We start from the raw sequence: 13,668 nt of genomic DNA, 5'->3' as shown, positions 1-13,668 counted from the left end.
CGGACGATCTGTCAGCGGCTGTCAACCTGCGCGAACACCGGCCGGAGCCCCGCGCGGCAGCGGCCGCGGACCGAAGCCCATCGTGGCAGCGGCCGCCGGCCCTGACAACGGCCGGCGACCCGCGATCTGCGCCACACCACCCGTGGCGCACCACCCACGGCGCACCGCCCACGGGCGCCGGGGGCCGGCCCGGCAGGGGATCCCTTCCCGCCGCACCGGCCCCCGGCTCCATGCCCCGGCCGCCGCCCGACACGGCCGGCCGGGGAGCCGCCACCGCACCGGCGGCTACCGGTGACCGCCACCACAGCGGTACACCTCCGCCGCGACGGCCAGGTCCTCCCAGGCCATCCCGACGCTCTTGAAGAAGCGCGGCCGGTCCACCGGCGGCGGCACCTCACCGCACACCAGTTCGGCCAGGTTCCGCACCCCGTCGAACGCGGCGCCGGCCAGCAGCAGGTCGCCGGCCTCCCGGGCCGCCACCGCCCGCGCCTCCACGTACAGTCCGGCCCGCCGGACCAGCACCTCGTCCACCTCCCGCGCCTGCGGCTCGTGCGAGCCGACGGCCGCGACGGCGGCGTGCGCGGGCACCAGGGCGCCGTCGAACAGCGGGGTGCGCGCGGTGGTGCAGCAGACCACCAGGTCCGCCCCGGCGACGGCCTCCGGGCCACCGACCGCGGCCGACAGCCCGAGCTCCCGCCCGTACGCGGCCAGCGCGGCCGCCCGTTCGGCGTTGCGCGCCACGACGGTGAGCCGGGTCAGCGGACGGACGGCGAGCAGCGCGTCCAGGTGCCCGTACGCCTGCGGCCCGGAGCCGAAGAGCACCAGGTGGGAGGCGTCCGGTGCGGCCAGCCGGCGCAGCGCGACGGCGGTGACGGCGGGGGTGCGCAGCGCGGTGAGCGCGGCGCCGTCCAGCAGCGCGAGCGGCTGCAGGGTGGGCCCGTCGAGCAGCAGGTAGCTGCCGGTGATCCGGGGCAGCCCCCGGCCGGGGTTGGCCGGCGCGACCCCGGCGATCTTGACCCCGGCGTACGGCCCGGCCGCGGCGGGCATCATCAGCAGCTCGCCCGCCGGGACGGGGACGGCCGAGCGGGCCGGGGCTGCCTCCGGGTCGAACCCGTCGAGCAGCACCCGTTCGAGGGCCGCCACGGCCCCGGCGGGGGTGAGGCCGCCGACGCCCGGCACGGCGTACCGGAGCGGCTCGGCCGCCGTGCCGGGCAGCGTGTCGCGGTCGTCCGCGGTCACAGCAGGAACCCCGTGCCCAGGTCGTCGCCGGGCTCGAGGACGAAGCCGTGCTCGCCGGTGCGGTGCGCGGTGCCGGTGACCTCGGTGACGACGCCGTCGCCGAACGGGTCGCCGCCGGGCAGGTGGCGGCCGGTGAAGACGGTCCCGATGACGGACTCGTGCCGCAGCTTTTCCCCCGGCGCGAGCCGCCCCTCGGCGGCGAGCACCGCGAGCCGGGCGGAGGTGCCGGAGCCGCAGGGCGAGCGGTCGATCTGCCCGTCGGCGAAGACCGTGACGTTGCGCTGGCTCAGCACCCCGTCCGCGGAGGGGAGTTCGTCGTGGAGGATGACGCCGTAGACGCCGGACAGGCGCGGGTCGGTCGGGTGCGCCACCGCCTCCGAACCGGCCAGCAGGTCCCTGATCTCCCGGCCGGCGGCGGTGAGTTCGGGCAGCTGCCCGGGCTCCACCGACAGCCCGAGGGCGGCGGCCGGGACGGAGGCGTAGCAGGCCCCCGAGTGCGCCACCGCGACCTCGACGGTGCCCCGCGAGGTGGCCAGCGGCAGCTTCAGCGCGCTGACCCGGGTGGGGACGTTGCGGAAGGTCACCCCGGTGGTCCGCCCGGCGGCCCGGTGCACCAGCGCGGTGACCCGCCCGGACGGCACGTCGATGCGCACCCGCGCCACGCCGTCGGCGGGGGCGGGGACCAGCCCGGAGTCGACCGCCCAGGCGCCGAGGGCGATGGTGCCGTGCCCGCAGGCCGTCGAGTAACCGTCCTTGTGCCAGAACAGCACCCCGAGGTGCGCCTCGTCGTCGTCCGGCGGCACCAGGAAGCCGCCGTACATGCCGGGGTGGCCGCGCGGCTCCCGGCTGAGCAGCTGCCGGACGTCGTCGAGGGCGCTCGGCCGGGGGGCGGTGGCGCTGCCGCCCGCGCCGAGCGCGATGGCGCGGCGCTCGGCGACGCCGTCCCCCGGGATCACCGGGGCGCCGTCCAGCACGATCCGGAACGGCTCGCCGGCCGCGTGGTAGTCGACGGTGCGGACGAACATCACGCGCCCCCGCCCGGAAGCACGCTGACGGTGCGGCTGACGGTGTAGAAGTCGAGCGCGGCCTGGCCCTGTTCGCGGTCGCCGTGGCTCGCGCCCTTGGCACCGCCGAACGGCAGGTGGAAGTCGACCCCGCTGGAGGGCGCGTTGACCCGGATCATGCCCGCGTCCAGCCGGTCGGCCGCGGCCAGCGCGACGTCCAGGCTGCCGGTGTGCACCGAGGTGGAGAGGCTGTGCGGGGTGTCGTTGGCGAGCGCGATCGCCTCGTCGAGGTCGGCCGCGGCGTGCAGCAGCGCGATCGGGCCGAAGAACTCCTCGCGCGCCAGCGGGTGTTCGGCCGGCACGTCGGTCAGCAGGGCGGGCTCGACGTACCAGCCGTCCCGCTCGGGCGCCCGGCCGCCGGTGAGCAGGGTGGCCCCGGCGGCGGTCGCGGTGGCGACGGCGCCGGTGAGGCGGTCCCGGGCGGCGGCGTTGATGACCGGCCCGCAGACGCTGTCGTCGACCAGCTCCAGAGCCTTGACCAGGGCATCGCGCAGTGGCTCGTAGGCGGCGCCGACGGCGATCACCCGGCTGGTGGCGGTGCACTTCTGCCCCGCGTAGCCGGCGACGGCCGCGGCGATGTGGTTCGCGGCCAGGGCGATGTCGGCGTCCGGCAGCACCAGCGCGGCGTTCAGCCCGCCGAGTTCGGCCTGCACCGGCACGCCGCGTTCGGTGGCGGCCCGCACCACGGCCCGGCCGACTCCGGTCGAGCCGGTGAAGGAGACCACGTCCGCCGCGTCGACCAGGGCCGCGCCCTCCTCGGCGCCGCCCGGCAGCACGGTGAACACGTCCGCGGGGAGCCCGGCCGCCGCGACCAGCTCGGCCAGCCGCAGCGCGCAGGCGGTCGCCTCGGGGGCCGGCTTGAGCACCGCGGTGTTGCCGACGGCGAGTGCCGGTGCGGCCTTCCAGGTGGGGATCGCCAGCGGGAAGTTCCACGGCGCGATCAGTCCGGCCACGCCGTACGGGCGGCGCCGGGTGAGCAGCAGCCCGGGCCCGGCGGCGGTCTCGTGGACCGCCCCGGACGGCGTGAACGGCGCCTGCGCGTAGTAGCGCCAGATCGCCGCGGTGCGGGCGACCTCGCCGCGTGCCTCGGCGAGCGGCTTGCCGACCTCGCGCACGATCAGTGCGGCCAGCTCGTCCGCGTGCGCCTCGACCGCGTCGGCGATCCGGCCCAGCGCCGCCGATCGCGCGCCGGCGCCGGCCGCGAGCCAGCCGGGCTGCGCGGCCGCGGCCCGCCCGACGGCGTCCCGGACGGCCTGGGCCCCGGGCTCCTCGACGGCGACGACGAGGTCCGCCGGATCGGCGGGGTTGTACGAGGTGATGGTCACGACTGGCAGCCCTTCGGAGGTGGTTCGGCCGGCGCCGGGGCCGCGCGTCGAGGGCGGCAGCGGCGGGCGGGGTCAGAGCAGGAAGCCCGCGGGGAACGGGTCGCTCGGGTCGAGGAAGTACTGGGCGGTGCCGGTGACCCAGGCCCGCCCGGTGACGGTGGGCACCACGGCGGGCCGCCCGGCCACCTCGGTCTCCTCGACCAGGCGCCCGACGAAGGTCGTCCCGATGAAGGAGTCGTTGCGGAAGTCGCGCCCCAGCGGAAGTTCCCCGCGCGCGTGCAGCTGCGCCATCCGCGCCGAGGTGCCGGTGCCGCAGGGCGAGCGGTCGAACCAGCCGGGGTGGATGGCCATCGCGTGCCGGGAGTGCTCGGCGGTGGAGCCGGGGGCGAGCAGCTGGACGTGGTGGCAGCTGTGGATGGAGGGGTCCTCCGGGTGCTGCGGCCGGTCGGGGCTCGCGTTGATGGCGTCCATCAGGGCCAGCCCGGCGTCCAGGATGTCCTGCTTGCGCTCGCGCTCGAACGGCAGACCGAACTCGGCGAGCGGCAGGATGGCGTAGAAGTTGCCGCCGTACGCGAGGTCGTAGCCGACGGTGCCGTACCCGGGGACGTCGACCTTGCGGTCCAGGGCGACCGAGTAGGACGGCACGTTGCGGATCGTCACCGCCTTGGCGGCGCCGTCCTCGACGTGCACCTCGGCGATCACCAGTCCGGCGGGCGTGTCCAGCCGCACGGTGGTGACCGGTTCGACGACGGGCACCATGCCGGTCTCGACGAGCACGGTGGCGACGCCGATGGTGCCGTGCCCGCACATCGGCAGCAGCCCGGAGACCTCGATGTAGAGCACCCCGAAGTCGGCGTCCGGCCGGGTCGGCGGCTGCAGGATCGCGCCGCTCATGGCGGCGTGGCCGCGGGGCTCGTACATCAGCAGGGTGCGGAAGTGGTCCAGGTGCTGCTGGAAGTGCACCCGGCGCTCGGCCATGGTGGCGCCGGGGATGACGCCGAAGCCCCCGGTGACGACCCGGGTCGGCATGCCCTCGGTGTGCGAGTCGACGGCGTGGAACACGTGACGGCTGCGCATGGCTTACGACTCCCGTCGGGGTGGGACGTACGGACGGCGCGGACGGCACGACCGTACGGCTTGGTGGGTGGGGGGTCGGGCCGGCTGCCCCCGCAGCCGGCCTGGTGACTGCGTCCTGCTACGCGAGGCCCTCGGCCAGCGCCTTCTCGGTGGCCGCGCGGACGGCCGCCTCGATCTCCGGGGTGAGCGGCTGGCGCGGGGCGCGCACCGGGCCGCCGGGGCGTCCGGCGATGTCCATCGACAGCTTGATCGCCTGGACGAACTCGGTCTTGGAGTCCCAGCGCAGCAGCGAGTGCAGCGACTTGTACAGCGGGAGCGCGGTGTCCAGGTCGTGCGCGACGGCGGCCTTGTAGAGCGCGACGCTGGCCTCGGGCAGCGCGTTCGGGTAGCCGGCGATCCAGCCGACCGCGCCGGCCAGGGCCAGCTCCAGCAGCACGTCGTCGGCGCCGATCAGCAGGTCCAGCCCGGGGGCCAGTTCGGCGATCTCGTAGGCCCGGCGGACGTCGCCGCTGAACTCCTTGACCGCGACGATCGAGCCCTCGCCGTGCAGCTGCGCGAGCAGTGCCGGCACGAGGTCGACCTTGGTGTCGATCGGGTTGTTGTAGGCGACGATCGGCAGGCCGGCCCTGGCGACCTCGGCGTAGTGCGCGCGCACGGAGGAGTGGTCGGCCCGGTAGGCGTTCGGCGGCAGCAGCAGGACGGATCCGGCGCCGGCCTCGGCGGCCTGCTCGGCCCAGCGGCGGGACTCGGCGCTGCCGTACGCGGCCACGCCGGGCATGACCCGGGAGCCGTCGCCGGCCGCCTCGACGGCCACCTCGACGACGCGGGCGCGCTCCTCGGCGGTGAGCGTCTGGTACTCGCCCAGCGAGCCGTTGGGGACGACGCCGTCGCAGCCGGACTCGATGAGCCAGCGGACGTGCTCGGCGTAGGCGTCGTAGTCGACGGAGAGGTCCGGGCGCAGCGGGATCGTGGTGGCGACCATGACGCCGCGCCAGGGGCGGGGGGTGTCGTTCGGGGTGATGGACACGGTGAGCTCCTTGGTGAGGTGTGACATTTTATTAGACGGGCGGGGCCGGAGACAAGGGTCCCCGGCCCGCGCGTTCGACGACGGGCTACGCGCCGGCCGGGCCGGCCTCTCCCGGATCCCCGCCGGGCCCCGCGGCCAGCTGTGCCAGCGGCACCGGGCAGGCCAGCGGGCGGCGGTCGGCCCCGGGCTCACCCGAGCCGGAGAGGCAGGCCACGGCCGGACCGCACATCCGGCCCTGGCACCACCCCATCCCGGCCCGGGTGAGCAGCTTGACGGTGCGCGGATCGCCCGCGCCCAGCTCGTCCACGGCCTCCCGGACCCGCGCCACCGGGACCTCCTCGCACCGGCAGACCTCGGTCTCCGGTGTCAGCCAGCCGGTCCAGCCGGGGCCGGGGCGGTGCGCCGCGGCCATCAGCTCGGCGAAGTCGCGCAGCCGGGACCGGCGGCGCAGCAGGGCCGGCGCCGGAGCCCGGTCGGCCACGGCGTGCGCGGCGAGTTCGCCCTCGACGATCGCGAGGTCCGCGCCGCCGACGCCGTTGGTCTCGCCCGCCGACCAGAGCCCGGGCACGGTGGTGCGCAGCCGGGCGTCGACCCGCAGCGCGACCGCGCCGTCGGGGGCGGTGCGGGTGGCCGCGCCCAGCTCGGTCGCCAGGTCGATCTGCGGCAGCAGGCCGTGGCCCACGGCGACGGCGTCGCAGTCGATCCGGCGCCCGGTGCCGGGCACCGGACGCCAGTCGGCGTCCAGCCGCGCCACCGTGACGGCGGTGACCCGGTCGGTCCCGTGCGCCTCGACGACGGCGCTGCGCGGCCGCAGCCGCACGCCGTGGCGCAGCAGCGCGCTCCCGTGCCCGGCGCCCTCGACGAGCTTGGCGGGGACGGCCGCCAGCACGCCGGGGCGCCGGGCGTAGCCGAGGTAGGCGGTGGCCTCGACCACCGCGGGCACCTCGGCCCCGGCGGTGACCAGCGAGGACGCCGCCGCGAGCAGCAGCGGGCCGCTGCCGGCCACCACGATCCGCCGCCCGGGCAGCACCAGCCCGGACTTGAGCATGGCCTGGGCACCGCCCGCGGTGACCACCCCGGGCAGGGTCCAGCCCGGGAAGGGCAGCTGCCGCTCGTACGCGCCGGTCGCCAGCAGCACGGCGGCGCCCCGGACGGTGGTCCGGTCGGCCGACTCCGGCCCGCGCGAGACGTGGGCGGCGAAGCCGTCCCCGGTGCGCTCCAGCGCCCACACCTGGTGACCGGTGCGCAGCCGCACGCGGCCGGCCTCCTGGTGGGCGGCGAGCCGGCCGGCCAGGCCGGTGTAGACCGACCAGCCGTGGTGGAGGCGGTCCGGGCGGGCGGCGCCGAGCCCGGGCGCGGGGTGCCGGTAGTACTGGCCGCCGGTGTCGTGCCCGCCGTCCAGCAGGGCGCAGTGCAGCCCGAGGTCCGCGGCGGTGACGGCGGCGGCGAGGCCGGCCGGCCCGGCGCCGACGACCACGAGGTCGTAGCGCGGGGGCTCCCCGGCGGCGGTGGACCGGTCAGACGGCGAGGTTGGCACGGCCGTTGCCCTCCTGGGTGGTGACGGTGGTGCCGGGCTCGGCGGGGAGCAGGCAGGTGCGCTGGTTGGGGCGGCCGTCGACGGTGGCCAGGCAGTCGAAGCAGGCGCCGATGCCGCAGAACGCCCCGCGGGGGCGGCCACCGATCCGGGTGGTGCGCCAGGCGAGTACGCCGTCGGCCCAGAGCGCGGCGGCGATCGACTGCCCCGGCAGGGCGGGGACGGGGCGGCCGTCGAACTCGATGTGGTGGTCGGGGCCGGGCTCGGCCCCGACCAGTTCGGCGGGGGTGCGGCGGCGCATCGGCGGCTCCTCCGTTTCGGTGGCGTTCGGGTGGTCGGGGAAGGGGGGGCGGGCGTCGGGCCCGGCGCGGCCGCTCACGCGGGCCCGGCCGTACGGGCCGGGCCGTACGGGCCGGGCGCGGCGCTCAGGCCCCGGCCGCGGACTCCGCCGGGAAGCGGTCCGGCCGGAAGGGCGTGAGGTCCAGCTCCGGCTGCTTTCCGGTCAGTTGTTCGCTGATCAGCAGCCCGGTGGCCGGGGCCAGCCCGATGCCGGCGCCCTCGTGGCCGCAGGCGTGGTACAGCCCGGGCACCCGGGGGTCCGCCCCGACGGCCGGCAGGTGGTCCGGCAGGTACGGCCGGAAGCCGCGGTAGGTGCGCAGCACGGTGACGTCCTCCAGCACCGGGAAGAGTGCGGCGGCCTGCCCGGCGAGCCGCCGCAGCACCTCCTGGGAGAGCGTCCGGTCGAAGCCGACCCGCTCCCGGCTGGCGCCGATCAGCACCGGCCCGCCGGGGGTGCCCTCCACCACGGCGGAGGTCTGCAGGGCGGCCGAGCCGCTGGCGACGTCGGCGACGTAGTCGGCGGCGTAGACCTTGTGCCGGACGATCCGCGGCAGCGGCTCGGTGACCAGCACGAAGCCGCGCCGGGGCATCACCGGCAGGTGCACTCCGGCCAGCCCGGCGAGCTCGCCGCCCCAGGTGCCGGCCGCGTTGACCACGGCGGGGGCGGTGAGCCGGCGCCGGTCGGTGCGCACGCCGCGCACGGCGCCGTCCGGCCCTCGGTCGACGGCGGTCACGGTCTCGCCGGTGAGCAGCTCGGCGCCCAGGCGGCGGGCCTCGCGCAGCAGGTGGGCGGCGGCGAGGGCGGGCTGGACCTGGGCGTCCTGCGGGTAGTGGAAGCCGCCGGCCAGGCCGCGGGCGAGGTGGGGCTCCAGCTCGCGCAGCCGCTCGGCGGGGACCTCCTCGGCGGTGACGCCGGCGGCGGTCTGCCCGGCGGCGAAGGCCCGCAGGGCGTCCTGTCCGGCCGGGGTGGCCGAGACGACCACGCCACCCTTGGGTTCGTACTCCACGGCCGGGCCGAGGTGTTCGGCGAGGTCGCGCCAGAGCCGGGTGCTGAGCAGGGCGAGGTCGAGTTCGGGCCCGGGCTCCTTGTCGGAGACCAGCAGGTTGCCCTCGCCGGCGCCGGTGGTGCCGCCGGCCACCGGCCCGCGGTCGACGACGGCGACGGCGAGCCCGGCGCGGGCGGCGTAGTAGGCGCAGGCGGCGCCGACGACACCGGCGCCGACCACGACGACATCCAGTGGAGGTCTCTGGGTCTTGAGCACGTCAGTAATATGTCACATGCCATCCACCCTGCCAAGACCGCCCCGCCGGAGTCCGCGACCGGCCCCGGAACCTGCCGGATCCGCACCGGAGCCGGGCCGGAACCGCTCCGGACCAGCGCGAAGGCCCCGGCCGCCGCGTCGGGCGGCGGGCCGGGGCCTCACGGTGCACTACCGGGTCCTGCGGCCCCGGATCAGGTGATGTCGTCGATCTGCTCGCCGCGTGCGGCGGGCACCGGGGCGCTCGCCGTCGGCGCGCTCGACGCCCGGACGGTCTCCACTCCGGCCACCGGCTGCACCGAGAGGTCCAGCGCCGAGGCCTCCTCGTCGCTCAGCCCGGCGTCGGGGTTGCGGCGGGCCTTGCGCCGGTCGTTGAACAGCGCGATCGCCACGGCGATGAAGTACAGCGCCCAGATCGGCGCGGCCAGGGTGAGCATGCTGACCGGGTCGGCGCTCGGCGTCGCGAAGGCCGCGAAGACCGTGATGGCCATGACCATCCCGCGCCACCAGCCGAGCAGCCGCTTTCCGGTGACCATCCCGACGACGTTCAGCATCACCAGCAGCAGCGGGAACTCGAAGGCCAGGCCGAAGACCAGCACCATCCGGGTGGCGATGTCGAGGTAGTCCTCGGGCGGCAGGATCGGCGTGGTGTTGTTCGGGGTGAACGAGATCAGCACGTCGACCGTGGTCGGGAGGACCAGGATCGCGCAGCCCACGCCCGCCAGGAACAGCGGTGCCCCGGCCGCCATGAAGATGATCGAGTACTTCTTCTCGTGCTTGTGCAGACCGGGCGCCACGAAGGCCCACACCTGGTAGAGCCAGATCGGCACGGTCGCGACCACGCCGGCCGTCAGCGAGACCTTGAGCATCCAGGTGAAACCGGCGGTCAGACCGATGTTGGAGACCTGGGCGCACTTCCCGTGGTACTGGCCCGCCGTCTCCGCGGTGCACCGCGGCAGCGGCTTCAGCAGGAAGTCCTCGAGCTGCTTGTGGTAGACCGCGGCGATGATCGTGATGACCACGATCGCCAGGACCGACTTGACCACGCGGTTCCGCAGTTCCCGCAGGTGGTCGGCGAGGGCCATCCGCCCCTCAGGATCCTTGGGCGCGTTCGACGCCTTGGAGAGCTTGCTCAACCCCGGTCCTCAACTCGTGCGTCGAGGCCCGCCGGTCGGCGGGCCTCCGTGGTCGCGTGCGTCACGTGCGCCGCGCTCAGTGCGGGCGGTCGCCGTCAGGCGCGGTGGCCCCCGCGGCCGGCTCGTTCACCGGACGGGCCGTCGCCGACGCCCCGGGGGCGGACTGGATGGTCCGCGCCGCGGCGCCGTCGACCTGCTGGGGCGCGGGCGCCGGGGTGTCCGCGGACTCGCCGTCCGAGCGCATCGCCTTGGCCTCGCTCTTCAGGATCCGCATCGACTGACCGAGCGAACGCGCCAGATCGGGCAGTCGCTTGGCACCGAAGAGCAGGACGGCGAATACCGCGACCACCACGATCGCGGTCATCGAGATGCGCATGTGCGACCACCTTCAGTCATGGCGGCCCGACGGGCCGTCCGCCGCGGATGCTAACCGCTGCGGATGACGCCACGACGACGGCCGCCCGAACAGGGACAGCGGCCCCCCTCGCAGGTGCAGGAGCCTCCTGAGAGCGTAACCCGCGCGCCCCCGCACGCAGCAGCCCCCGTACCGCCGACGCTTCCCGCCCCCGCCGGAGCGCGCTACCGGCCCGGTACCGCGGCGGCCAGCTCGCCCGCCGCGTCGGCCAGCGCCCGGGAGGCCGCGTCCACTCCCTCGGCCAGCGCCCGCACGGCCAGCCAGAGCCGGATCGCGAGGACCCCGAGGACCAACAGGCCCGCGGTGGCGAGCAGGACGGCGGCGACGAGCATCCAGGACATGGCCCCACCCTATCGGTGTGCTACCCCTCGGCCGGGACGAGCCGCATCGTGCGGACGCCGGCCCCGGTGAGCGCCGCGACGATCTTCTCCCCGGCGGCCTTGCGCACCGACGCCCCGCAGAGCGGGCAGCCGAAGCTGTAGTGCGCCTGGGCCGGGGTGCGGCCGAAGGTCAGCCGGAACTCCTCGGCCGGCAGCTCCACCTTCTCCCGGCACTCGGAGCAGTACACCTTGAATCTGGTCCCGGGTTCCACCGATCAGGCCCGCCCCTCCCCCTCGGCCGCCGTCCCCTCGTAGGCGGCCAGCGCGGCCAGCGCCGCCGAGCGCGCCTGCCCGGCCAGCTCCGGCGGCGAGACGATCCGGCCGTCCCGGCCCAGCCGCAGCGCCAGCGGGCGCAGCTGGGAGGGGTCGGCGCTGCGCAGGGTGATCCGCAGCCCGCCGTCCGGCAGCTCCTCGGCCCGGTCGTGGGTGTAGTACTCGGCCACCCAGCGCCCGCCCGAGGAGACCTCGACGACCACCTCGGGGTCGTCCGCGGAGGGGTTGACCAGCCCGCCGCTGAGGTCGCGCGGCTCGCGCCGGGGCGGGTCGGCCGGCACGTCCAGCACCCGGATCTCGGCGACCCGGTCCAGCCGGAACATCCGGTGGTCCTCGGAGGTCCGACACCAGGCCTCGAGGTAGGTGTGGCCCTCGGTGAGCAGCCGGATCGGGTCGACCTCGCGCTCGGTCATCCCGCCGCGCCCGTGCGAGTAGTAGCGCAGCCAGAGCCGGCGCCCTTCGCTGAGCGCGCGGTCGATGTCGGCGAACACGTGGCCCTCCGCCTCGAAGGTCACGCCGACCCTGGCGCTGCCGGCCGCGCTCTCCCCGGCCGCGTTCTCGATCTTGACGACGGCCCGGGTGAGCGCCTCCCGGTCACCGGCCCGCAGGCCGGGCAGGCCGGCCACCGCACGGGCGGCCACCAGCAGCGCGGTCGCCTCGTCGGCGGCCAGCCGCAGCGGCTGGGCCACGTCGTCGACGTTGTGCCACCAGATCCGCTCGCCGTCGGTGTCGATGTCGAGCAGGTCGCCGCCGCGGAAGCTGGTGCCGCACATCGGCAGCACGTTGAGGTCGCCGATCAGCTCGCGCTCGGAGATCCCGAACGCCCGGGCCACCTCGGCCACCTCGGCGCCGGGCCGCTCGCGCAGGTAGGTGACCAGCGACAGCATCCGCCTGGTCTGGTCGATCGCGTTGCTCATGCGTGGACCCCTTCGGTCACAGCGTCCAGCCCGGCCACGGCCCGCAGCCGGTCGATCACGTCGGCCCGCAGCTCCTCGGGGCCGAGCACCAGCACGTCCGGGCCGAACTCGGCGAGGTCCGCGCCGAGCCCGTTGCCGTACGGGATCTCCAGCTCGTCCCAGCGGTCGTCGACCCGCGTGCTGGCGAGCGCCTTGGTGCGCAGCGGGAAGCCGGCCCCCCGGCGGACCCGGACGGTCGCGGTGGCGGTGGCGCCCTCACCGGCGAACTTGGCGACGGTGGCGCGGACGTCCACGTGCTCGGGCACGGTGCCGAGGAAGGCCCCGCTCCTGGCCCGGACCTTGCCGGTGATCCGGCTGAGCCGGAACACCCGGGCGTCGCCGCGGTCGCGGTCCCAGCCCGCCAGGTACCAGTGCCCGCGCCAGCACTCCAGCGCCCACGGCTCGACGCTGCGCAGCTCGACGGCGGCGGCACCGGCCTTGCGGTACTCGAAGCTGACCGCGCGGCGGTCGCGGGCGGCGGTGAGCAGCGGCTCGAACGCGGCCTCCCGGGCCGGGATCCGCGGCTCCAGGGCGGTGCGGCCCTCGGGCTCGGCGAACGGCACGCCGGCCGCGCGCAGCTTCTGCAGCGCGCCGCTGGCCGCACCGGACATCTTGGCCTGCTGCCAGACCCGGGCGGCCAGGGTCAGCGCGGCCGCCTCCTCGGCGTCCAGCGCGATCTCGGGCAGCCGGTTGCGGTCGGCGCGGGCCAGGTAGCCGAGCTCGCCGTCCAGGGCGTTCTCGTCGACGTCGATCACCAGGCCGAGTTCGCGCAGGTCGTCCTTGTCCCGCTCGAACATCCGGTTGAAGGCGTCCTCGCTGCTGTTCTGCCAGGCCTCGCGGTACGCCTCGATGGATTCCCGCAGCTCCTTCTTGGAGAGCGGACGTCTGGTGTTCATCAGGCACAGGGCGAGATTCATCAGCCGCTCTGCCTTGGCGATCGCCATCGCTGACCCTTCCGGTGTGCCGCGCCGCGCGCGGGGTGTGCCCGCCGGGTGGTCGTCACCCGGCGGGACCGACCGTACCGGTCGCGGTACGCACTGCAAAAGCCGCCTCCGGAAACGCCCGTGGGCCGGGCCCCCGGAGGGGTCCGGCCCACGGGCGTGGCCGGGTCAGACGCCCAGCAGGTCGACCACGAAGATCAGGGTCGAGCCGGCCGGGATGGCCGGGGTCGGCGACTGGTTGCCGTACGCCAGGTGCGGCGGGATGACCAGCTCGCGGCGGCCGCCGACCTTCATGCCGACGACGCCCTGGTCCCAGCCCTTGATGACGCGGCCGCCGCCCAGCGGGAACTGGAAGGCGCTGCCACGGTTCCAGCTGGCGTCGAACTCCTCGCCGGTCGCGAAGGTCACGCCCACGTAGTGGACCTTGACGACCTGGCCCGGCTTGGCCTCCTCGCCGTCACCGACGACGATGTCGCGGATCGTCAGCTCGGTCGGGGCGTCGCCGACCGGGAAGTCGATCTCGGGCTTCTCGTTGAGGCTCACAGTCCCTCTTCTCGTATTCGCTTGCAGTCACGACCAAGCGGCGGGGGGGCCCCCCCCCCCCCCGCCCCCCCCCCCCCCGCGCGGGCCCCCCCCCCCCCCCCGGCGCGGCCCCCCCCCCCCCCCCCCAATACACCCCCACCCCCAGAAAAAAAAAAAAAAT

General features: G+C 76.0%; 15 protein-coding genes. All 15 read right to left on the bottom strand.

Features of this window, described 5'->3' with window-relative positions; all coding sequences use genetic code 11:
* Window positions 1–285: 285 nt before the first annotated feature.
* Complete coding sequence (locus tag ACIRS1_RS09960) at window positions 286–1,239, bottom strand: ornithine cyclodeaminase family protein (protein WP_402838256.1); 954 nt, start codon at window positions 1,237–1,239, stop codon at window positions 286–288.
* Window positions 1,236–2,264, bottom strand: a complete 1,029-nt coding sequence (locus tag ACIRS1_RS09955) for a proline racemase family protein (RefSeq protein WP_402838254.1) — start codon at window positions 2,262–2,264, stop codon at window positions 1,236–1,238. The genes ACIRS1_RS09960 and ACIRS1_RS09955 overlap by 4 nt, the downstream gene beginning before the upstream one ends.
* Window positions 2,264–3,628 (bottom strand): aldehyde dehydrogenase family protein, encoded by a 1,365-nt coding sequence (locus ACIRS1_RS09950; RefSeq protein WP_402838252.1) that lies wholly within the window; start codon window positions 3,626–3,628, stop codon window positions 2,264–2,266. The genes ACIRS1_RS09955 and ACIRS1_RS09950 overlap by 1 nt, the downstream gene beginning before the upstream one ends.
* A gap of 72 nt (window positions 3,629–3,700) precedes the next feature.
* Entirely contained in the window at window positions 3,701–4,705 is a 1,005-nt protein-coding gene (locus tag ACIRS1_RS09945; protein ID WP_402838250.1) for a proline racemase family protein, read from the bottom strand.
* A 118-nt stretch (window positions 4,706–4,823) separates the two neighbouring features.
* Window positions 4,824–5,759 (bottom strand): dihydrodipicolinate synthase family protein, encoded by a 936-nt coding sequence (locus ACIRS1_RS09940; RefSeq protein ID WP_402838248.1) that lies wholly within the window; start codon window positions 5,757–5,759, stop codon window positions 4,824–4,826.
* A 58-nt stretch (window positions 5,760–5,817) separates the two neighbouring features.
* The gene (locus ACIRS1_RS09935) at window positions 5,818–7,269 is read right to left on the bottom strand and encodes an NAD(P)/FAD-dependent oxidoreductase (protein ID WP_402838245.1); all 1,452 of its coding nucleotides are present in this window, start codon (window positions 7,267–7,269) and stop codon (window positions 5,818–5,820) included.
* On the bottom strand, window positions 7,250–7,567 hold the full coding sequence (locus tag ACIRS1_RS09930) for a (2Fe-2S)-binding protein (RefSeq protein ID WP_402838243.1): 318 nt from the start codon (window positions 7,565–7,567) through the stop codon (window positions 7,250–7,252). Before ACIRS1_RS09930 ends, ACIRS1_RS09935 begins: the two co-directional genes overlap by 20 nt.
* Before the next feature lie 124 nt (window positions 7,568–7,691).
* Window positions 7,692–8,867 (bottom strand): FAD-dependent oxidoreductase, encoded by a 1,176-nt coding sequence (locus ACIRS1_RS09925; RefSeq protein WP_360208632.1) that lies wholly within the window; start codon window positions 8,865–8,867, stop codon window positions 7,692–7,694.
* A gap of 191 nt (window positions 8,868–9,058) precedes the next feature.
* Window positions 9,059–9,949 carry a twin-arginine translocase subunit TatC gene (gene tatC, locus ACIRS1_RS09920; protein WP_402838627.1) on the bottom strand — a complete coding sequence of 297 codons (891 nt, stop codon included), beginning with the start codon at window positions 9,947–9,949 and terminating at the stop codon, window positions 9,059–9,061.
* Between the two features lie 127 nt (window positions 9,950–10,076).
* Entirely contained in the window at window positions 10,077–10,376 is a 300-nt protein-coding gene (gene tatA / locus ACIRS1_RS09915) for a Sec-independent protein translocase subunit TatA (RefSeq protein ID WP_360208627.1), read from the bottom strand.
* A gap of 203 nt (window positions 10,377–10,579) precedes the next feature.
* Window positions 10,580–10,756: a hypothetical protein gene (locus ACIRS1_RS09910; protein ID WP_360208624.1), complete on the bottom strand. Its 177-nt coding sequence runs from the start codon at window positions 10,754–10,756 to the stop codon at window positions 10,580–10,582.
* A 20-nt stretch (window positions 10,757–10,776) separates the two neighbouring features.
* Window positions 10,777–10,983, bottom strand: a complete 207-nt coding sequence (locus ACIRS1_RS09905; protein WP_360208622.1) for a hypothetical protein — start codon at window positions 10,981–10,983, stop codon at window positions 10,777–10,779.
* A gap of 27 nt (window positions 10,984–11,010) precedes the next feature.
* Window positions 11,011–11,985: a WYL domain-containing protein gene (locus ACIRS1_RS09900; RefSeq protein ID WP_360208619.1), complete on the bottom strand. Its 975-nt coding sequence runs from the start codon at window positions 11,983–11,985 to the stop codon at window positions 11,011–11,013.
* Window positions 11,982–12,968 (bottom strand): helix-turn-helix transcriptional regulator, encoded by a 987-nt coding sequence (locus ACIRS1_RS09895; protein ID WP_387907773.1) that lies wholly within the window; start codon window positions 12,966–12,968, stop codon window positions 11,982–11,984. The genes ACIRS1_RS09900 and ACIRS1_RS09895 overlap by 4 nt, the downstream gene beginning before the upstream one ends.
* A gap of 165 nt (window positions 12,969–13,133) precedes the next feature.
* Window positions 13,134–13,508: an FKBP-type peptidyl-prolyl cis-trans isomerase gene (locus tag ACIRS1_RS09890; protein ID WP_360208614.1), complete on the bottom strand. Its 375-nt coding sequence runs from the start codon at window positions 13,506–13,508 to the stop codon at window positions 13,134–13,136.
* Window positions 13,509–13,668 lie beyond the last annotated feature (160 nt).

The organism is Kitasatospora sp. NPDC101176 (assembly GCF_044768035.1).
Lineage (GTDB): Bacteria > Actinomycetota > Actinomycetes > Streptomycetales > Streptomycetaceae > Kitasatospora.
Note: the sequence above shows the minus strand (reverse complement) of the source record. Positions and strands in the feature narration are given on the sequence as shown.

What these genes read in the sequence shown, in the direction of transcription:
- ACIRS1_RS09955 (WP_402838254.1), bottom strand. Translation starts at nt 2,264, where the DNA reads ATGTTCGTCCGCACCGTCGACTACCACGCGGCCGGCGAGCCGTTCCGG.
- ACIRS1_RS09945 (WP_402838250.1), bottom strand. Translation starts at nt 4,705, where the DNA reads ATGCGCAGCCGTCACGTGTTCCACGCCGTCGACTCGCACACCGAGGGC.
- ACIRS1_RS09940 (WP_402838248.1), bottom strand. Translation starts at nt 5,759, where the DNA reads ATGTCACACCTCACCAAGGAGCTCACCGTGTCCATCACCCCGAACGAC.
- ACIRS1_RS09930 (WP_402838243.1), bottom strand. Translation starts at nt 7,567, where the DNA reads ATGCGCCGCCGCACCCCCGCCGAACTGGTCGGGGCCGAGCCCGGCCCC.
- tatC (WP_402838627.1), bottom strand. Translation starts at nt 9,949, where the DNA reads ATGGCCCTCGCCGACCACCTGCGGGAACTGCGGAACCGCGTGGTCAAG.
- tatA (WP_360208627.1), bottom strand. Translation starts at nt 10,376, where the DNA reads ATGCGCATCTCGATGACCGCGATCGTGGTGGTCGCGGTATTCGCCGTC.
- ACIRS1_RS09910 (WP_360208624.1), bottom strand. Translation starts at nt 10,756, where the DNA reads ATGTCCTGGATGCTCGTCGCCGCCGTCCTGCTCGCCACCGCGGGCCTG.
- ACIRS1_RS09900 (WP_360208619.1), bottom strand. Translation starts at nt 11,985, where the DNA reads ATGAGCAACGCGATCGACCAGACCAGGCGGATGCTGTCGCTGGTCACC.
- ACIRS1_RS09895 (WP_387907773.1), bottom strand. Translation starts at nt 12,968, where the DNA reads ATGGCGATCGCCAAGGCAGAGCGGCTGATGAATCTCGCCCTGTGCCTG.